The sequence below is a fragment of the Pseudomonas sp. NFACC13-1 genome (assembly GCF_900104425.1).
Classification (GTDB): Bacteria; Pseudomonadota; Gammaproteobacteria; order Pseudomonadales; family Pseudomonadaceae; genus Aquipseudomonas; species Aquipseudomonas fluorescens_AA.
Window position 1 is genome coordinate 123446 of record NZ_FMXV01000009.1, and the last position, 18102, is coordinate 141547.

The window sequence follows — 18102 nt, forward strand, 5'->3', positions numbered from 1 at the left end:
AACGCCATGGACGCTTTTAACTACCGTGGCGGGGAGCTGTTCGCGGAAGGAGTTGCCCTGTCCGCGATCGCCGAACGTTTCGGCACGCCGACCTACGTCTATTCCCGTGCCCACATCGAAGCCCAGTACCGGACGTTCGCCGATGCGCTCGACGGCATGCCGCACCTGGTGTGTTTCGCCGTCAAGGCCAACTCCAACCTGGGCGTGCTCAATGTCCTGGCGCGCCTGGGTGCCGGTTTCGACATCGTCTCCGGTGGCGAGCTCGAGCGTGTGCTGGCCGCTGGTGGCAGCGCCGACAAGATCGTGTTCTCCGGCGTCGGCAAGACCCGCGAAGACATGCGCCGCGCCCTGGAAGTCGGCGTGCACTGCTTCAACATCGAATCCACCGATGAGCTGGAGCGCCTGCAGGTCGTCGCCGCCGAGCTGGGCGTTCGCGCGCCGGTTTCCCTGCGCGTGAACCCGGACGTCGACGCGGGCACCCACCCGTACATTTCCACCGGCCTGAAGGAAAACAAGTTCGGCATCGCCATTGCCGACGCCGAGGACGTGTACGTACGCGCCGCCCAACTGCCAAACCTGGAAGTGCTGGGTGTCGATTGCCACATCGGCTCGCAACTGACCACCCTCGAACCGTTCATCGATGCCCTCGACCGCCTGCTGGCGCTGGTCGACCGCCTTGGCGACTGCGGCATCTACCTGCGCCACATCGACCTGGGTGGCGGTGTCGGCGTGCGCTATCGCGATGAAGAGCCCCCCCTGGTGGCCGACTACATCAAGACGGTGCGCGAGCGCCTCGAAGGCCGCGACCTGGCGCTGATGTTCGAGCCCGGCCGCTATATCGTGGCCAATGCCGGCGTGCTGCTGACCCAGGTCGAATACCTCAAGCACACCGAACACAAGGATTTCGCCATCGTCGATGCGGCGATGAACGACCTGATCCGCCCGGCGCTGTACCAGGCGTGGATGGATGTCACCGCCGTGCGCCCTCGCGACACCGCGGCCCGCCCCTACGACATCGTCGGGCCGATCTGCGAAACCGGTGACTTCCTGGCCAAGGGTCGGGAGCTGGCGCTGGAAGAAGGCGACTTGCTGGCCGTGCATTCGGCCGGTGCCTACGGGTTTGTCATGAGTTCCAACTACAACACCCGCGGCCGTTGCGCCGAGGTGCTGGTGGACGGTGATCAGGCATTCGAAGTGCGTCGCCGCGAGACGGTAGCCGAGTTGTTTGCCGGCGAAAGCCTGCTGCCGGAGTAAAACCATGCTGCTGCGTTTTACCAAGATGCACGGCCTGGGCAATGACTTCATGGTCCTCGACCTGGTCAGCCAGCACGCGCATATCCTGCCCAAGCATGCCAAGCAATGGGGAGACCGGCACACCGGTATCGGTTTCGACCAGTTGCTGATCGTCGAGGCGCCCAACAACCCGGACGTGGATTTCCGTTATCGGATCTTCAACGCCGACGGTTCGGAAGTGGAGCAATGCGGCAACGGCGCGCGCTGCTTCGCCCGCTTCGTGCTGGACAAGCGCCTGACCGCCAAGCGGCAGATCCGTGTCGAGACCAAGAGCGGCATCATCGAACTGGATGTGCGCAGCGACGGCCAGATCGGCGTCAACATGGGCGCCCCGCGCCTGGTACCGGCGGACATTCCATTCGAAGCGCCGGCCCAGGCCCTGAGCTATCCATTGGAAGTCGATGGCAACACGGTGGAGCTGGCGGCAGTCTCCATGGGCAACCCCCATGCCGTGCTGCGAGTGACCGATATCAACAGTGCCCCGGTGCATGAGCTGGGGCCGAAAATCGAACATCATCCGCGCTTCCCCGCGCGGGTGAATGTCGGTTTCCTGCAAGTCATCGACCGTCACCGCGCACAATTGCGCGTCTGGGAACGCGGTGCCGGGGAAACCCAGGCCTGCGGTACCGGCGCCTGTGCCGCTGCCGTCGCTGCGATCAGCCAGGGGTGGATGGATTCGCCATTGTTGATCGACCTGCCCGGCGGGCGCCTGTCCATCGAATGGGCAGGCCCTGGCCAACCGGTGATGATGACCGGCCCGGCAGTGCGCGTATACGAAGGACAAGTTCGTCTTTGAGTGAGCCAAACCCATGACCGATCAGCCACAGGTTCCAGCCCCACAGCCCGACGAATCTCCCAGCCTTCCAGAAGTCGCGGCCGTGACCGCTTACCTGGAGGCTCATCCGGACTTCTTCGTCGAGCATGAAGAACTGCTTGCGACGATGCGCATCCCCCACCGGCGCGGCGACACCGTGTCGCTGGTGGAGCACCAGATGAAGATCCTGCGCGAGCGCAACATCGAAATGCGCCATCGTCTTTCGCACCTGATGGACGTGGCCCGGGACAACGACCGGCTCTTCGACAAGACCCGTCGACTGATCCTGGCCCTGATGGACGCCAGCACCCTCGAAGACCTGGTCATGAGCGTCGAAGACAGTCTGCGCCAGGATTTCCAGGTGCCCTTTGTCAGCCTGATCCTGTTTGGCGACAACGCCATGCCGGTGGGCCGCTGGGTGACCCACGCCGAAGCGCAAACGGCCATCGGCGGCCTGCTCACGGAAAACAAAAGCGTCAGCGGCAGCCTGCGCGAACATGAGCTGGACTTCCTGTTCGGCGAAGAACAGCGCAAGCAGATCGGCTCCACTGCCGTCGTCGCCATCGCCCACCAGGGCGTGCACGGCGTACTGGCCATCGCCAGCCGCGATCCGCAGCACTACAAGAGTTCGGTGGGCACGCTGTTCTTGAGCTACATCGCCGAAGTCACCGGCCGGGTGCTGCCAAGAGTCGCCGGTTCGCTGCGCTCGGTACGCTGATGATGGAGCGGCAACTGGACGCCTACTGCGAACACCTGCGCAGTGAGCGTCAGGTGTCGCCCCACACGTTGTCGGCCTATCGCCGCGACCTGGAAAAAGTGCTGGGCTGGTGCCAGAAGCAGAACATCGGCAGTTGGTCGGCCCTGGACATCCAGCGCTTGCGCAGCCTGATCGCCCGCCTGCATCAACAGGGGCAGTCCTCCCGCAGCCTGGCGCGACTGTTGTCGGCGGTGCGCGGCCTGTATCACTACCTCAATCGCGAAGGCCTGTGCGATCACGATCCGGCCACCGGCCTGGCACCGCCCAAGGGCGAACGCCGGCTGCCGAAGACCCTCGACACCGACCGCGCCCTGCAATTGCTTGAAGGCGCCGTCGAAGATGACTTCCTGGCCCGGCGCGACCAGGCGATTCTCGAGCTGTTCTATTCGTCCGGCCTGCGGCTTTCAGAGCTGACGGGGCTTAACCTGGATCAACTGGACCTGGCCGACGGCATGGTCCAGGTGCTCGGCAAGGGCAGCAAGACCCGCCTGCTGCCCGTCGGCCGCAAGGCCCGTGAAGCCCTGGAACTGTGGCTGCCCCTGCGGGCCCTGGCCAACCCCGCCGACGACGCGGTATTCGTCAGCCAACGCGGTCGGCGCCTCGGCCCGCGGGCGATTCAGTTGCGGGTCAAGGCCGCCGGCGAACGCGAGCTGGGGCAGAACCTGCACCCACACATGCTCAGGCACTCCTTCGCCAGCCATCTGCTGGAATCCTCCCAGGACCTGCGCGCCGTTCAAGAGCTGCTGGGCCACTCGGACATCAAGACGACACAGATCTACACCCACTTGGACTTCCAGCACCTGGCGACGGTCTATGACAGTGCCCACCCCAGGGCCAAACGCATCAAGGGCGACGAATCATGACCATCGAACTCATCACTTTCGACCTGGACGACACCCTGTGGGACACCGCCCCGGTGATCGCCAGCGCCGAAGCCATACTCCGCCAATGGCTGACCGACAACGCACCGGACCTGGGCGGGCTGCCGGTGGAGCATCTTTTTTCGATTCGCGAGCAAGTGTTGCGCGAAGAACCCAACCTCAAGCATCGCATCAGTGCGTTGCGCCGGCGGGTGCTGTTCCGCGCCTTGCAGGATGCCGGCTACGACCAGTGGCAAGCCTCTGAACTGGCGGACCAGGCTTTCGAGACGTTCCTGCACGCCCGTCATCAGCTGGAGATTTTTCCCGAGGTGCAGCCCACCCTGGAAATCCTGGCCAATCATTTCGCCCTCGGCGTGGTCACCAATGGCAACGCCGACGTGCGACGCCTGGGGCTGGCGGACTACTTCAAGTTCGCCTTGTGCGCCGAAGACATCGGCATCGCCAAGCCTGACGCCCGGTTGTTCCACGAAGCCCTGCAGCGCGGCGGCGCCACGGCACAGACCGCCGTGCACGTTGGCGATCACCCGGGCGACGACATCGCCGGCGCCCAACAGGCCGGCCTGCGCGCGGTGTGGTTCAACCCGGCAGGCAAGCCCTGGAATGCCGACCATGTACCGGATGCGGAAATTCGCAGCCTGACCGAACTGCCGGGGTTACTGGCTGGGTGGCATAGCCAACCCTGAACCCCGCTTCACAGCCGCCAAAGCCTCTGCGGGAGCGAGCCTGCTCGCGAAGGCGGCGGCACAGCCAACATCGATGCCAACAGACCCACCGCTATCGCGAGCAAGCTCGCTCCCACAGGGACAGGGCCTGGCCCGGAATAGAATCGCGCCCATGAAAAAGCCCGCAGCGACGGCGGGCTTTTTCAGCAAGCAAGAAGCCGGTACTCAGATAGGGCGGCTGCCGTACTTGTTGTCAGGCTTCTTGGGCGGATCAGCGACCACGTTGGCTTCCACTTCCTGCACCTTACCGCCCCTGGCCAGGAACTCCTCCATGGCCTTGGCGAGCGCATCACGCTCCTTGTTCTTGGCCTCTACGCTCGGCAACTCGTCGACCGACACCGCGGCCTTGGCCTTGCCCTTGGCGGTAGGTGCCGGAACATCGGCCCCATCGTCGTCGGCAACGTCTTCAGCCACCGCTTCAAGGCCTTCTTCGGTCTCGTCTTCGTCGCCTACTTCGAGGTCGTCGTTTTCCAGATCATCGTCGCTCATGTTCTACCTCATGACTTGCGAAAAGCAGATTAGTTATAGCCCAGCTTCGCCATCTGTTCGAAGGCTGCCGGAAAAAATTCAACATCCGCTGGCAATCAGCGGTTATGCCCCTTCACCGTACAAGGTGGCGAGGACTTTACGAGCACCGCCGTGATCACGGTGCTCGCCCAGATAAACACCTTGCCAGGTTCCCAATGCCAGCCGTCCCGCCGTAACCGGCAGGCTGAGCTGGCAACCGAGCACACTGGCCTTGAAGTGCGCCGGGAGGTCGTCCAAGCCTTCGTCGTTGTGCTCATAGCCGGCGGTTCCTTGTGGGATCAGCCGGTTGAAAAATCGTTCGAAGTCTCGACGTACCGCCGGATCGGCGTTCTCGTTGATGGTCAACGAGGCCGAGGTATGCTGCAGCCACAGATGCAACAGACCGACACGACACGCCTGGAGTTCAGGCAGGCCGGCCAGCAACTCGTCCGTCACCAGATGAAAGCCCCGGGGCCTTGCCCGCAGGGTTATCAGCGTCTGTTGCCACATACAGATCTCCGCACGTTCGGCGCGCATTCTAGCGCGCTCTGGGAAAAAACAAAGGCCCTAATATTCTTGCCTCGATGTAAGCCTTTGGCGGTATAAAAACCCATGTCGCATCCACAACAAAAGGCGTCGGAAAAACCGCCACACCTTGTGAGCAATGACAAATTCCAGACAAAAAAATGCCCGGCGAACCGGGCATTTTTTTTGCGTGTGCTTACAGGTTGTAGCCACGCTCGTTGTGCTGGGCCAGATCCAGGCCCACCGCTTCTTCTTCCTCGGTGACACGCAGACCCATGACGGCGTCCAGGACCTTGAGGATGATGAAGGTGACGATCGCGGTGTAGACCACGGTGAAACCCACGCCCTTGAATTGAATCCATACTTGCGCGCCGATATCGGTCACGGTGCCGAAGCCACCCAAGGCCGGTGCGGCGAACACACCGGTCAGGATCGCGCCGAGAATACCGCCGATGCCATGCACGCCAAAGGCATCCAGGGAGTCGTCATAACCGAGCTTGCGTTTGAGGGTAGTGGCGCAGAAGAAGCACACCACACCTGCCGCCAAGCCGATAACCAGGGCGCCCATCGGGCCCACGGTGCCGGCAGCCGGGGTGATTGCAACCAGGCCAGCCACCACGCCCGAGGCAATGCCCAGCGCGCTTGGCTTGCCGTGGGTGATCCACTCGGCAAACATCCAGCCCAGCGCCGCCGCAGCGGTAGCGATCTGGGTCACCAGCATCGCCATGCCGGCAGTGCCGTTGGCGGCGACAGCGGAACCGGCGTTGAAGCCGAACCAGCCGACCCACAGCATGGCCGCGCCCACCAGGGTATAACCCAGGTTATGGGGTGCCATTGGCGTGGTCGGGAAGCCTTTGCGCTTGCCCAGTACCAGGCACGCCACCAGACCGGCGATACCGGCGTTGATGTGCACCACGGTGCCGCCAGCGAAGTCCAGCACGCCCCAGTCCCACAGCAGGCCGCCGTTGCCGGACCAGACCATGTGCGCAATCGGTGCATACACCAGGGTGAACCACACGCCCATGAAGATCAGCATGGCGGAGAACTTCATCCGCTCGGCAAATGCACCGACGATCAGGGCCGGGGTAATGATGGCGAACGTCATCTGGAAGGTGATGAACACCGCTTCAGGGAACAGCGCCGCCGGGCCGGTCAGGCTGGCTGGCGTGACACCCGCCAGGAACGCTTTGCCGAAACCGCCAATGAAGGAGTTGAAGTTGACGACGCCCTGCTCCATGCCGGTGGTGTCGAACGCGATGCTGTAGCCATAGATGACCCACAGGATGCTGATCAGACCGGTAATGGCAAAGCACTGCATCATCACGGAAAGAATGTTTTTCGACCGGACCATGCCACCGTAGAACAGTGCAAGGCCTGGAATGGTCATGAACAGTACAAGAATCGTGGCCGTGAGCATCCAGGCGGTATCGCCGGAGTTCAAGACGGGGGCTGCCGCTTCTTCTGCCATGGCCAGGCCAGGCATTGCGAAGGACAACAGGGCTCCTAGCCCTGCGAATTTACGCAGAGTCATATTGTTTTCTCCTGGGGCGTTGGGTTTGGCGGCTTAGATAGCGTCGGTATCGGTTTCGCCGGTACGGATGCGGATAGCCTGTTCCAGATTGACCACAAAGATCTTCCCGTCACCGATCTTGCCGGTGTTGGCGGCCTTGGTGATTGCCTCGATCACCCGGTCCAGATCCTTGTCGTCAATGGCGACATCGATCTTCACCTTGGGCAAGAAATCGACCACGTATTCCGCGCCGCGATACAGCTCGGTGTGACCTTTCTGCCGACCAAAGCCTTTGACCTCAGTAACGGTAATGCCCTGCACGCCGATCTCGGACAACGACTCGCGCACGTCGTCCAACTTGAACGGCTTGATGATGGCAGTGACTAGCTTCATGAAACTTTCTCCCGAATTGGTGGACTTGCCCCAGGAAAACAAACCCGACTCAAGTCTAAGCGCAGTGCCTGGCTTTGTAACGCGTCGTCGGCCCAAGTTGCCCGACAGGTGCCAGTTAACCGATCCTGACGAAACTCCCCGTTCCGCCTGCTGCACTGCATTCGTCACAGCGACTGCATCAGTGCATGGGTCATCAGCCTCTAAGCAGAAACCTTGCCATCTGTGCCCAAACCCTCTGATTTCAGCCCCTTGGCCACCGGCTCGACGTGCACCGCACCACGAACCGCAGCGATACGCACAACAACAGTGCAGCGCCGCCCGGCCCCATGCGCGAAAAGCGTGCATCCCTGGCTGGCGAATTGACTATAGACACTGCGTGGTACACTGCCCGCCATCGTTTCCAGGACACCTGCACATGCTTGCGCCCAAAGACCTCCTCGACGCCCTGAGCGGCCACGCCTCCCGTATCTTGAGTGGCGACACGCCGCTGCCCAAAAGCGAAATCGAAAGCCAGTTCAAGGCCCTGCTGCAAAGCGGCTTCAGCAAGCTGGACCTGGTCAGCCGGGAAGAATTCGACAGCCAGATGGTCGTGCTGGCCCGGACCCGGGCACGCCTCGAAAGCCTGGAGGCCAAGGTCGCCGAGCTGGAAGCGCGACTGGCTCCAGCCCAGCAATAAATAAGCCGCGCGCCTGCGACATACGCCCGGGAGCCCAGGCGTATTCAACCTGAAGGGTCAGAGACGGAAACGGCCAACCAGGGTATTGAATGACAGGGCCAGGTTGGACAGCTCCTGGCTCGAAGCATTGGTCTGGTTCGCCCCGGCCGCAGTCTGGGTCGAGAGATCCTGGATATTCACCAGGTTGCGATCGACCTCGCGGGCCACATGGGCCTGTTCCTCCGACGCCGTGGCAATCACCAGGTTACGGTCATTGATCTGCGAGATGCCGTCGGCGATCTGCTCCAGCGCCTCGCCAGTGGCCCGGGCCAGGCCCTGGGTCTCGGTCACCAGCACCTGGCTCTTGCCCATCGCATCAACCGCACTGTCGGCACGGTCCTGGACCGCGTGGATCATGCTCTCGATTTCACCGGTTGACGCCTGGGTGCGGGCCGCCAGGGCGCGAACCTCATCGGCCACCACGGCAAAACCGCGGCCCTGTTCCCCGGCGCGTGCCGCCTCGATGGCCGCGTTGAGCGCCAACAGGTTGGTCTGTTCAGCGATCCCGCGGATCACATCCAGCACCTTGCCAATATCGCGCACCTGCACCGCAAGATCCCTGACCAGCCCGGTGGACGCGGTGATTTCCTGGGTTGCGGTATTGATCGCCTGCACCGCGCTACGGGCCTGATCACGCCCTTCGCTGGCTTGTGAGCTGGTCGATTGCGAAGCCTGTGAAGTGGAGACCGCGTTGCGGGCCACTTCCTCGACGGCGGAAGTCATCTCGGTCACGGCCGTGGCGGCCTGCTGGATTTCATCATTCTGTCGGATCAAGGCACGACTGCCATCATCAGTGACCGCCGTCAGCTCCTCGGCGGCGGAAGCCAATTGGTCCGAAGCGCTGGCAATCTGCTGGATGGTGGTCTTCAAACTCGTCTGCATGTCGCCCAGGGCCTTGAGCAACTGGCCGGCCTCGTCGCGACTGTTGCTGGTGATGTGCTGAGTGAGGTCGCCCTGGGCGATGCGTTGTGCGCAATCGACCGCCACGGCAATCGGTCGACTGATCAGGCGACTGATAAACATGCCCAACAGCAGCGCGGCGATAAACGCCACGACGATGCCGCTGTACAACACGGTCTTGGCCGTCAGCTCCTGCTGCGTGGCGGCCTTGGCGTCTTCGCTGATCTGTCGGTCATTGGAGTCGATCATGATGGTCAACTGATCCATCACCTTGCGATAAGCCTTCTGCAAGTCACCGAGCAACAGGGTACGACCGTTCTCCAGGTCGCCAGCCGCCATCATCGCCACGTACTGCTGCACCATGGCCTGGTAGACCGGCCAATCGCGGGCCATCTGGTCGCCGGCGATGCGCTCGTCTTCAGCCAGATTGCCTTTGCGGTAATCGGCGAAAGCCTTTTCGCTGGCCAACTGATTGGCTTTCATCGAAGCGAGGAACTCATCCTTCATGCTCTGCGGAGCATTGCCGGCGGTAGCGACATACAGCCGGTACATGTCGCGCGTCTGGCCGACCGCCTTGGTCTTGGTCTGCGACGTATTGGCGACCGAGACCAGGTTGTTGTTGAACACTCCCTGCAAACGTGTCGACAGCGCGGAAACCCCACTGACGCCAAGCATGCCCACGGCGAGCGTTATCAGGGCGCAGAGGAAAAACGAGGCGATCAATTTGGTCGATAGTTTTGCGTCGTTGAGCCAGTTCATCGGTGGATCCTCATGGGATGCTGGTCCAGCAGCCCGGTCATGTGTGCATTTCCCTGCCCCGCGTAACGCCAGGTTAAGGGCCTGTGTCCTGATTCCATCGCCGCTCGGGTCCGCCCTGCCGACACGGGCATCGTTGGCGCGGCGCTTGATGGTTTTTCGTCATGACGTCGTACAACATCACGAAAATGTTAGCCACATCCCTTTGTTTACCCTCAATCTGGATGAAGCAATTTCCTTTCTTTCTTGCCCGTTTCGTTGACGGCGATTTTGCTCAGCATTTCCTGAAATGCCCGTAATAGAGCTATCAAATAAAACAAATAGATAGTAGCTCTTAGCCATAATCGTTGCAAAATGTTACATCATGTGAAATCTTTATCGCAACGCAAGACATCGTACAACTATGCAGATTCAACGAACCGAGCCAAAGGCCGCGCGTCGAAATTCATGAGGAGTGACACATGTATCCGCAGAGGAGGGATCAGCCATTGCCCGGCGTGGGCAAGGTGAAGTCCATGATGAATATGCTCGCGGGTGGCCTGGTCCTGATGACGGTCAGCCTGGCGACCCACGGCGAGACACTCGACACCAGCGCTTCGCCCGGCAAGCGACTGGCGGTGGCCGCCGATTGCGTGGCCTGCCATAGCACCGTCGGTGGCAAGCCCTTTGCCGGCGGTTACCCACTCAGCTCGCCGATGGGCACCCTCTACTCGACCAACATCACCCCTTCCAGGAGCGCCGGCATCGGCCAGTACACTCAGGCAGACTTCGCCCGCGCCGTGCGCGACGGCGTGACGCCGGACGGCACCCACCTGTATCCGGCGATGCCCTACACCTCCTACGCCAAGATGACCGACAGCGACGTCGCCGCCCTGTACCGGTACTTCATGGATGAAGTCGCGCCGGTGGATACGCCCAGCCCCAAGACCGAACTCGACTTTCCGTTCAATGTCCGCGCCTCGATGCTCGGCTGGAACGCCTTGTTCCATAGCCAGAAACGCTTCGAGGCGGATCCGGGCAAGTCCGCCCAGGTCAATCGCGGCGACTACCTGGTCAATGCACTGGCCCATTGCGACACCTGCCATACCCCACGCAATGTCCTGATGGCGGCGGATAACGCCAAGGCGCTTTCCGGTGGTTCATTGGGGGCCTGGTACGCCCCGAACATCACCTCGGACAAGACCAGCGGGATCGGCGCCTGGTCGAGCGACGAGCTCGTTGCCTACCTGCGCAGCGGTCATGTGGAGGGCAAGGCGCAGGCTGCCGGGCCCATGGCCGAGGCGGTCGAGCACAGCCTGCAGTACCTCGGCGAGGAGGACCTCAAGGCCATCGCCGCCTACTTGCTGCAGACCCAGCCAATCGCCACCGGCGAACGCCAGGCCCGCCATACCTTCGGCCAGGCCTCGAACGACGAACTCAACCTGCGCGGCGGCAAGCCGCAGGACAATCCGGGCTGGCACATCTACAGCGGCACCTGCGCCAACTGTCACCAGGCCAACGGCGAGGGCACTCGTGAGTATCCGTCACTGTTCCACAACACCGCGACCAGCCGCCGCGACAACCTGATCGCGACCATCGTCTACGGCGTGCATCGCGAAGTCGACGGCGTGGCAATCGACATGCCGGCCTTCGGTCCCGGCGCGCTGTTCACCGATCGCCTCGACGACCAGCAGATCGCCGACGTCAGCAACTACGTCCTGTCCCGCTACGGCAACGCCGGCTTGAACGTGACTGCCACCGATGTGGCACAGGTACGCGAAGGCGGACCCAAGGCCCCCATCGCCGTGCTGGCGCGCTACAGCGTACCGGCACTGGTTGTGCTCGGCCTGCTGGTCCTCCTGGGGCTCTACAGACTCAAGGCTCGTCGCCGACCGCAGGAGGCCTGAGCAATGGACACTTCAATGATCGACACCCACATGCCCGTTTCATCCACCCCCACCGCCCAACTGTCCCGCCGCAGCCTGCTGCGCGGGTCGGTCACCCTGGGCCTGGTGGCCCTGGTCGGAGGCCTCGGCCCCTGGCAATCGGTGATGGCCGAGGGCGACCAGGACTTTATCGCCCTGTCGCAATTCCTGGTCAGCCGTCCGGTCAATCCGGTCCTGGCGGCGCGCTACTACCGCGCCCTGAGCCGGCGCGCACCGAACTTCAGCGGCAATGTCGGCGCCCTCAGGCAACTGGTCGACGGGCAGGGCTTCAAGCATGTGGATGAATACCTGGCCCAGGCCAACCCGGACCCATCGTTGAAAGCGACGGCCATCAGCATCATTTCGGCCTGGTACCTGGGCATCGTCGGCGAGCTCGCCGATGCCGAACTGATCAGTTACTCCGAGGCGCTGATGTATCGGCCGACCCACGGCATTCTCATCATTCCAACCTACGGTGGCGGCCCCGCATCCTGGGGCGCCAAGCCAGCCGACACGCAGGATTTCAAACTATGAGCAGCGTTGTTTACGACGCCGATGTGGTCGTCATCGGCTCCGGCGTGATGGGTGGCCTGATTGCCAGCGAGCTGGCCAAGGCGAATAAATCCGTGATCGTCCTCGAAGCGGGCCCACGGGTGAACCGCCGTGACATCGTCGAGACCTTCCGCAACGCGCCGGTCAAGCTCTCGCTGGCCAACGCCAAGCTGCAGGGTGCCGGCTCGCCTTACCCGAGCCTGCCTCATGCACCTTCCACCTATGGCGACTACCTGCAGCAGGTCGGCCCGGTGAAATACAACACCTCCTACCTGCGGGTGGTCGGCGGCACCACTTGGCACTTCGGTTCCTCGCTGTGGCGCATGCTGCCCAATGACTTCCGCCTCAACTCCCTCTACGGACGCGGGCGTGACTGGCCGATCAGCTATGACGAACTGGAACCCTTCTACGCCCGTGCCGAGACCGAGCTGGGCGTGTCCGGGGTCGACGGCCAGGATGAAAGTGGCCAGGGTGGCGCGGCTTATCCACCACGTTCGATTCCCTACCCGATGGAAGGCCTGAAGCCCAGCTACATGTTCAAGCGCCTCTCGAGCCTGTTGAGCAAGGGTGGCTACAACCCGATCCTCGAACCCAATGGCCGCGCCACCCGCCCCTATGGCAAACGCCCACCGTGCGCGGGCAACAACAACTGCAACCCGGTCTGCCCGATTGCCGCCAAGTACGACGGCTCGATGCATATCGACGAGGCCGAGCGCCATGGCGCCAAGGTGCTGGACAACTCCGTGGTGTACCGGATCGAGGCCGGCGACGACGGCAAGATCAGCGCGATCTGGTACATGCGCCCCGACAAGACCCAGCATCGCCTGACCGCCCGGTACTTCGTGCTGGCGGCCTATGGCATCGAATCGCCGAAGCTGTTGTTGATGTCCACGTCCGAGAAATACCCCAACGGCATCGCCAATACTTCCGATCAGGTCGGTCGCAACCTGATGGACCACACCGGCGTGAGCATGAACGTGATGACCAAGGAGGACATGTGGCCCGGCGAGGGACCGACCCAGTTGCTGGTCTACCTGAACAGCCGCGACGGCGCGTTCCGCAAGGACTACCCGAGCTACAAGATCAAGGTTCGCAACACGGTGCCCACCTCGCAGATCACCACCAACCTGATCGCCAAGGGTGTGTTGGGCTCCAAGCTCGACGAACAGATCCGCCTGCAGTCGGCGCGCTCCTTGAACTGGGCGGTGGACTTCGAAACCCTGCCGCTGCCGGAAAACCGCGTCACCCCGAGCAAGACTCGCTTCGACGCGATTGGCCTGCCGGTACCGGAGATCTACTACAGCGTTCCCGACTACTGGCACGCGGGCAAGGAAAAGGCCCTGGAAGACCTCAAGCAGTTCGCCCACCTGCTCGACGCCGACATCCTCAGCACCGACGTCAACTTCCAGAACCGCCAGCACATCATGGGCACCACCATCATGGGCGACGACCCGAAGAACTCGGTGGTCGACCGCGACTGCCGTAGCCACGACCACGCCAACCTGTTTATCGCCGGGACCAGCGTGATGCCGTCATCGTCCTGCGTGAACCCCACGTTGACTGGGGCCGCACTGAGCATTCGTATCGCCGATCAATTGCTGAGGGAGGTGTAAGGCCTGTTCAACCCCCCGCCGTCCGCTGAGAGGGAGCCAGGGTCAGTACCAGCGGCAGCTCCAGGATAAACAGCGCGCCGCGGCCTGGCCCGGCGCTCTGCGCAGTCAGATCGCCGCCCATCTCGTGCGCCGCCAGAATGCAGCTGTGCAAACCAAAGCCATGACCGTCGACACGCGTGGTGAAGCCGTGCTCGAACACCCGCGCAAGATTGTCCTGCGCGATCCCCTCGCCATTGTCCTCGACCTCGACCCGCACGCGCCCATCGTCAACGATCTTCAGGCGCAGGATGATCCGCGGCGGCCGGTTCACACCCGCGTCCAGCGCCTGCTTGGCGTTGTTGATCAGATTGACCAGGATCTGCAGCACTCGGTGCTTGTCCAGTGGCATTTGCGGGATATCGCTGAACTCCTTGATCAGCGAGATGTGGTGGCGGGCCAGGGACACATCGCAAATGCGCACGACATCCTCGACCAGCTCTCGCAGCGAGCCCGACTCCAGGACGCTGGCATTGCCGGCATAGGATTGCTGGGTGGCGACGATTTCCTTGATGTGGTCGATTCGGCGGGTCAACTGCGCCAACTCGGCGATCATGCCTTGCTGCTCGACGGCCAGCGCGTCGGCCAGCTTGTCGAGATAGTCCGGTAGCGTGCGCCCTTTCGGATCGCTGCTGATAAAGTCGCCGAGATCGTCGGGATGCTCCTTCATCAACTGGACGACCTTGGCCACCCCGGGCCCCTTGGAGGTGTGCACCTTCTCGTAGAGGACCTGGGCCGACACGTTGACGCTGTTGAGCACATTGCCCACGTTGTGCAACACATTGGTGGCGATTTCCGCCATGCCGGCCCGGCGCGCAGTGGTCACCAGTTCGGCCTGCGCCTCGCGCAACTCTTCGTTGACCTTGGCCAATTGCCGCGGGCTGGGGATCTTCAGGGCCACCGGCACCAGCCGGACCAGCAGGATGGCGGTAATCACCGAAGCTATCGCGGTGATTACCTTGACCAGCGCCGACAACCAGTAATAAGGCTGCCAAATGGTCAGGATTTCCATCACGTGGCTGGTCCCGCAGGCCAGGATAAATACGCCAAAGGCCGCCAGCATCCAGTCGAACGGCACGTCCTTGCGCTTGTGGATAAAGTACAGGAGCGTGAAGGGAATGGTGACGTAGGACAGGGCGATCAAGCCATCGGCAATGACATTGGTCCACAGCAGATCCGGCCGCCACATGTAGCAGTGCCCATGGGGCATGAAGCGCTTGTCGGTTAACAGAGCCAGCAGATCGTTCATGGCCACTTCCTCCCTGTGCCGTTGATACCGCCAAGTGCCGACTGGGCAAGTCGGAGTCTAGGCCGGTCCCGGGCATTTCGCCTGGGCGGGTGAAGGACGGCATCGGCTGAACCGTATCGCGCTAGCCGCCTCGGCTGTCACTGGCCGTCGAAACATCCTGCCAAATTTTCTCCCCTCGATTGCTGCGCCCAAGTTCTTCCCCACGACTACCCTTCAAAAGTCGCAGGACGCGGCACCCCATTCACTCAAGGAACGATTCATGTCGCTCGCCATTGTCCACAGCCGCGCCCAAGTGGGGGTCGAGGCTCCTCCCGTTACCGTTGAAGTCCACCTGGCCAATGGCTTGCCGTCGCTGACGATGGTTGGCCTGCCGGAGGCGGCGGTAAAGGAAAGCAAGGATCGGGTGCGCAGCGCGATCATCAACTCGGGGCTGAATTTTCCGGCGCGGCGCATCACCCTGAACCTGGCGCCGGCGGACCTGCCAAAAGACGGCGGCCGCTTCGACCTGGCCATCGCCTTGGGGATCCTGTCGGCCAGCGTGCAAGTGCCAACCCTGACGCTGGACGACGTGGAATGCCTTGGTGAACTGGCCCTGTCCGGCGCGGTGCGTCCGGTGCGTGGCGTACTACCCGCGGCGCTGGCGGCGCGCAAGGCCGGGCGCATGCTGGTGGTGCCACGGGCCAATGCCGAGGAAGCCTGCCTGGCCTCGGGGCTGAAGGTGATCGCCGTGGATCATCTGCTCGAAGCGGTGGCGCATTTCAACGGCCACACGCCGGTCGAGCCGTTCGTGTCCAATGGGCTGCTCTCGGCCAGCAAGCCCTACCCCGACCTGAATGAAGTACAAGGCCAGGCCGGGGCCAAGCGGGCCTTGCTGATTGCCGCCGCGGGGGCCCACAACCTGTTGTTCAGCGGACCACCGGGTACCGGCAAGACCTTGCTGGCGAGCCGTTTGCCAGGGCTGTTGCCGCCACTGGCCGAGAGCGAGGCCCTGGAGGTCGCGGCCATCCAGTCGGTGGCCAGTTGCGTGCCCTTGAGCCATTGGCCGCAACGCCCGTTTCGCCAGCCGCACCACTCGGCTTCCGGTCCGGCGCTGGTGGGTGGCGGGTCAAAACCGCAGCCAGGGGAGATTACCCTCGCCCACCATGGCGTGCTGTTTCTGGATGAGCTGCCGGAATTCGACCGCAAGGTGCTGGAGGTCTTGAGAGAACCGCTGGAGTCCGGCCACATCGTGGTTTCTCGCGCCCGGGATCGAGTGCGCTTCCCTGCCCGTTTCCAGCTGGTGGCGGCGATGAACCCCTGCCCCTGTGGCTATCTCGGCGAGCCCAGCGGCCGCTGTGCCTGTACACCGGAGATGGTGCAGCGCTACCGCAACAAACTCTCCGGCCCGTTGCTGGACCGTATCGACCTGCACCTGACCGTCGCCCGGGAAGCCACGGCATTGAACCCCAGGCTCGAAGCCGGGGACGATACGGCGACGGTCGCCGAGCGCGTAGCCGAAGCTCGGGAGCGCCAGCACCGCCGCCAGGGCTGCGCCAACGCCTTCCTCGACCTACCGGGGTTGCGCCGGCATTGCAAGTTATCCACAACCGATGAAACCTGGCTGGAAACCGCCTGCGAGCGGCTGACCCTGTCGCTGCGCGCCGCCCACCGCTTGCTCAAGGTCGCCCGGACACTGGCGGACCTGGAGCAGGCGGGGAACATTCGCCGTGAGCACCTGGCCGAAGCGTTGCAGTATCGGCCGGCCACGGCTTGAACCGCTTCACGGTTTGCTCAGGTCTACCAACGGTGTTTCCCGGACCTCGGTTTTTTGACCGTTCTGGATCGCATCGATGCGCTTGAGCGCCTTATCCACTGCGCCCTTGTCTGCCAGCAGGCTGTAGTGAATCTGGAATTGCCTGTGCTCTTTCGGCCCGATCGTGGGCACCAGGCCCAGTGGCCGCTGATACCGGCGGTTATAGGAAAAACTGGTGCCTGGTTCCAACCCGGTCACGTAGCCCTGGCCTTGGGTATCGGTGTTTTTCCACAGGGAGAATACGGGCAGCGTGCTGGTGTTGAAGCCTACCGACACACCGAGGCTGCCGGCCTTGTTGTGCAGCACGGTGAGGGTGTCGCCCTTGGCGTCGGCGTAGGGCACGACGTTATAGACGGTTTCGTCGTAATCCTTGGTCGGGGCTCGGTAGGTTTGCCAATCCGGCAAGTCGCCCTTGGCCTTGTCGTTGAACGGCGAGACCTGCTTGACCGGTGCCGCGAAACGAGCGCCCTGCTCCAGGAAAGGCGTGCTGAAATTGCTGTGGTAGAGCGCTTGGTATTCCTTCGGGTAATCGCCGTTGTTGGTCAGTGTGTCGCTGAGCGCGAACGTCACGCTGCCGGGCTCGGTGACCAGTTCGGTCTGTACCGAGAAATCGACCTTCTTGAACGCCTGCTCCTTCAACTCGCCCCGCAGGGTGATGGCGTAGGGTGGCTTTTCATCGATGTGCAAGGTGACTTTGTTGGCCGGAATATTGGCCGCGCGACCATGCAGGGTCAGCAGCTCGCCATTGTCCATGCCGGGATGGCCGACCCATTCGTAGCCACAGCGGGTCACCAATTCATTGAAACCTTCGAGCCAACCCAACCCACCGCGACCGTTGAGCTCGATGAACGCCGGATTGACCACTTCCTTGACCGGCGAATCCCAACCCATGCGCACGTTCCCGACCGACGCCTGCAGCACATTCATGCCACGGGTCGGGACGATCGAAAGCTTCAGGGTGCCGTTGTCGATATCAACGATGCTGACGCCCTCCTGCCGGCCACCGTGCAGGGTGCGCATCGTCACGGAGAAGGGTTTATCGGTTTTCACGCCGAGCTGCTGGCTGGTGATTTGCCAGGGTTGGGCGGCTTTATCGGTATCCAGCAGGACGTAATCCCACGCCATCGCCTGGGAGGCAGCGCCCAAGGCGCCAAGGGTAACGAGGAGTTTGAGCGGAGTCATG

The 18102-nt window shown here is 62.7% G+C and carries 17 protein-coding genes and 1 pseudogene; 10 read left to right on the forward strand and 8 right to left on the reverse strand.

What is annotated here, in order from left to right; genetic code table 11:
* Positions 1 to 6 precede the first annotated feature (6 nt).
* From lysA to BLQ55_RS14065, 5 genes are read left to right on the forward strand one after another with little or no spacing between them, the layout of a single operon-like run.
* A complete protein-coding gene (lysA, locus tag BLQ55_RS14045) occupies positions 7 to 1254 on the forward strand; it encodes a diaminopimelate decarboxylase (protein WP_092174851.1) in 1248 nt (415 codons plus the stop codon).
* Between the two features lie 4 nt (positions 1255 to 1258).
* Positions 1259 to 2089: a diaminopimelate epimerase gene (dapF, locus tag BLQ55_RS14050; RefSeq protein ID WP_092203281.1), complete on the forward strand. Its 831-nt coding sequence runs from the start codon at positions 1259 to 1261 to the stop codon at positions 2087 to 2089.
* A 13-nt stretch (positions 2090 to 2102) separates the two neighbouring features.
* Positions 2103 to 2825 carry a DUF484 family protein gene (locus tag BLQ55_RS14055; RefSeq protein WP_060740089.1) on the forward strand — a complete coding sequence of 241 codons (723 nt, stop codon included), beginning with the start codon at positions 2103 to 2105 and terminating at the stop codon, positions 2823 to 2825.
* Positions 2826 to 2827: 2 nt separating this feature from the next.
* Complete coding sequence (gene xerC / locus BLQ55_RS14060) at positions 2828 to 3727, forward strand: tyrosine recombinase XerC (protein WP_092203293.1); 900 nt, start codon at positions 2828 to 2830, stop codon at positions 3725 to 3727.
* Positions 3724 to 4428 carry an HAD family hydrolase gene (locus BLQ55_RS14065; RefSeq protein WP_092203283.1) on the forward strand — a complete coding sequence of 235 codons (705 nt, stop codon included), beginning with the start codon at positions 3724 to 3726 and terminating at the stop codon, positions 4426 to 4428. The genes xerC and BLQ55_RS14065 overlap by 4 nt, the downstream gene beginning before the upstream one ends.
* A 204-nt stretch (positions 4429 to 4632) precedes the next feature.
* Here BLQ55_RS14065 and sutA read toward each other — a convergent pair whose 3' ends face one another.
* The 4 genes from sutA to glnK all read right to left on the reverse strand — a co-directional run bounded on the left by sutA (position 4633) and on the right by glnK (position 7402).
* Complete coding sequence (gene sutA / locus BLQ55_RS14070) at positions 4633 to 4956, reverse strand: transcriptional regulator SutA (protein WP_092204737.1); 324 nt, start codon at positions 4954 to 4956, stop codon at positions 4633 to 4635.
* 102 nt (positions 4957 to 5058) lie between these two features.
* On the reverse strand, positions 5059 to 5484 hold the full coding sequence (locus BLQ55_RS14075; protein ID WP_003177301.1) for a secondary thiamine-phosphate synthase enzyme YjbQ: 426 nt from the start codon (positions 5482 to 5484) through the stop codon (positions 5059 to 5061).
* Between the two features lie 211 nt (positions 5485 to 5695).
* The gene (locus BLQ55_RS14080; RefSeq protein ID WP_092204738.1) at positions 5696 to 7030 is read right to left on the reverse strand and encodes an ammonium transporter; all 1335 of its coding nucleotides are present in this window, start codon (positions 7028 to 7030) and stop codon (positions 5696 to 5698) included.
* A gap of 33 nt (positions 7031 to 7063) precedes the next feature.
* Positions 7064 to 7402: a P-II family nitrogen regulator gene (gene glnK, locus BLQ55_RS14085; protein ID WP_002555808.1), complete on the reverse strand. Its 339-nt coding sequence runs from the start codon at positions 7400 to 7402 to the stop codon at positions 7064 to 7066.
* A 415-nt stretch (positions 7403 to 7817) separates the two neighbouring features.
* On the opposite strand from glnK, the gene BLQ55_RS14090 reads away from it, so the two are divergent.
* Entirely contained in the window at positions 7818 to 8078 is a 261-nt protein-coding gene (locus BLQ55_RS14090) for an accessory factor UbiK family protein (RefSeq protein WP_018605561.1), read from the forward strand.
* A 57-nt stretch (positions 8079 to 8135) separates the two neighbouring features.
* Here BLQ55_RS14090 and BLQ55_RS32840 read toward each other — a convergent pair whose 3' ends face one another.
* Both BLQ55_RS32840 and BLQ55_RS32845 read right to left on the reverse strand, forming a co-directional pair.
* Positions 8136 to 8999, reverse strand: coding sequence for a methyl-accepting chemotaxis protein (locus tag BLQ55_RS32840; RefSeq protein WP_371128534.1), 864 nt, complete (start codon positions 8997 to 8999; stop codon positions 8136 to 8138).
* Positions 8994 to 9776, reverse strand: a pseudogene (locus BLQ55_RS32845) (MCP four helix bundle domain-containing protein); the annotation flags it as partial. The pseudogene BLQ55_RS32845 and the gene BLQ55_RS32840, both read right to left, overlap by 6 nt.
* A 512-nt stretch (positions 9777 to 10288) precedes the next feature.
* Here BLQ55_RS32845 and BLQ55_RS14100 point away from each other — a divergent pair.
* From BLQ55_RS14100 to BLQ55_RS14110, 3 genes are read left to right on the forward strand one after another with little or no spacing between them, the layout of a single operon-like run.
* Positions 10289 to 11659: a cytochrome c gene (locus tag BLQ55_RS14100; RefSeq protein ID WP_092254551.1), complete on the forward strand. Its 1371-nt coding sequence runs from the start codon at positions 10289 to 10291 to the stop codon at positions 11657 to 11659.
* A gap of 3 nt (positions 11660 to 11662) precedes the next feature.
* On the forward strand, positions 11663 to 12211 hold the full coding sequence (locus tag BLQ55_RS14105; RefSeq protein WP_092204740.1) for a sugar dehydrogenase complex small subunit: 549 nt from the start codon (positions 11663 to 11665) through the stop codon (positions 12209 to 12211).
* The gene (locus tag BLQ55_RS14110) at positions 12208 to 13842 is read left to right on the forward strand and encodes a GMC family oxidoreductase (RefSeq protein WP_092204741.1); all 1635 of its coding nucleotides are present in this window, start codon (positions 12208 to 12210) and stop codon (positions 13840 to 13842) included. Before BLQ55_RS14105 ends, BLQ55_RS14110 begins: the two co-directional genes overlap by 4 nt.
* 7 nt (positions 13843 to 13849) lie before the next feature.
* Here BLQ55_RS14110 and BLQ55_RS14115 read toward each other — a convergent pair whose 3' ends face one another.
* The gene (locus BLQ55_RS14115) at positions 13850 to 15127 is read right to left on the reverse strand and encodes a sensor histidine kinase (protein WP_092254489.1); all 1278 of its coding nucleotides are present in this window, start codon (positions 15125 to 15127) and stop codon (positions 13850 to 13852) included.
* A gap of 259 nt (positions 15128 to 15386) precedes the next feature.
* On the opposite strand from BLQ55_RS14115, the gene BLQ55_RS14120 reads away from it, so the two are divergent.
* The gene (locus BLQ55_RS14120) at positions 15387 to 16880 is read left to right on the forward strand and encodes a YifB family Mg chelatase-like AAA ATPase (protein ID WP_092254492.1); all 1494 of its coding nucleotides are present in this window, start codon (positions 15387 to 15389) and stop codon (positions 16878 to 16880) included.
* Between the two features lie 6 nt (positions 16881 to 16886).
* On the opposite strand, the gene BLQ55_RS14125 is transcribed toward BLQ55_RS14120, so the two are convergent.
* Positions 16887 to 18101: an aldose 1-epimerase family protein gene (locus BLQ55_RS14125; protein WP_092254495.1), complete on the reverse strand. Its 1215-nt coding sequence runs from the start codon at positions 18099 to 18101 to the stop codon at positions 16887 to 16889.
* Position 18102: the final 1 nt, after the last annotated feature.

Excerpts from the sequence above, each read along its gene's own strand:
- lysA (WP_092174851.1), top strand. The coding sequence starts at position 7 with ATGGACGCTTTTAACTACCGTGGCGGGGAGCTGTTCGCGGAAGGAGTT.
- dapF (WP_092203281.1), top strand. The coding sequence starts at position 1,259 with ATGCTGCTGCGTTTTACCAAGATGCACGGCCTGGGCAATGACTTCATG.
- BLQ55_RS14055 (WP_060740089.1), top strand. The coding sequence starts at position 2,103 with ATGACCGATCAGCCACAGGTTCCAGCCCCACAGCCCGACGAATCTCCC.
- xerC (WP_092203293.1), top strand. The coding sequence starts at position 2,828 with ATGGAGCGGCAACTGGACGCCTACTGCGAACACCTGCGCAGTGAGCGT.
- BLQ55_RS14065 (WP_092203283.1), top strand. The coding sequence starts at position 3,724 with ATGACCATCGAACTCATCACTTTCGACCTGGACGACACCCTGTGGGAC.
- sutA (WP_092204737.1), bottom strand. The coding sequence starts at position 4,956 with ATGAGCGACGATGATCTGGAAAACGACGACCTCGAAGTAGGCGACGAA.
- BLQ55_RS14075 (WP_003177301.1), bottom strand. The coding sequence starts at position 5,484 with ATGTGGCAACAGACGCTGATAACCCTGCGGGCAAGGCCCCGGGGCTTT.
- BLQ55_RS14080 (WP_092204738.1), bottom strand. The coding sequence starts at position 7,030 with ATGACTCTGCGTAAATTCGCAGGGCTAGGAGCCCTGTTGTCCTTCGCA.
- glnK (WP_002555808.1), bottom strand. The coding sequence starts at position 7,402 with ATGAAGCTAGTCACTGCCATCATCAAGCCGTTCAAGTTGGACGACGTG.
- BLQ55_RS14090 (WP_018605561.1), top strand. The coding sequence starts at position 7,818 with ATGCTTGCGCCCAAAGACCTCCTCGACGCCCTGAGCGGCCACGCCTCC.
- BLQ55_RS32840 (WP_371128534.1), bottom strand. The coding sequence starts at position 8,999 with ATGCAGACGAGTTTGAAGACCACCATCCAGCAGATTGCCAGCGCTTCG.
- BLQ55_RS14100 (WP_092254551.1), top strand. The coding sequence starts at position 10,289 with ATGATGAATATGCTCGCGGGTGGCCTGGTCCTGATGACGGTCAGCCTG.
- BLQ55_RS14105 (WP_092204740.1), top strand. The coding sequence starts at position 11,663 with ATGGACACTTCAATGATCGACACCCACATGCCCGTTTCATCCACCCCC.
- BLQ55_RS14110 (WP_092204741.1), top strand. The coding sequence starts at position 12,208 with ATGAGCAGCGTTGTTTACGACGCCGATGTGGTCGTCATCGGCTCCGGC.
- BLQ55_RS14115 (WP_092254489.1), bottom strand. The coding sequence starts at position 15,127 with ATGAACGATCTGCTGGCTCTGTTAACCGACAAGCGCTTCATGCCCCAT.
- BLQ55_RS14120 (WP_092254492.1), top strand. The coding sequence starts at position 15,387 with ATGTCGCTCGCCATTGTCCACAGCCGCGCCCAAGTGGGGGTCGAGGCT.
- BLQ55_RS14125 (WP_092254495.1), bottom strand. The coding sequence starts at position 18,101 with ATGACTCCGCTCAAACTCCTCGTTACCCTTGGCGCCTTGGGCGCTGCC.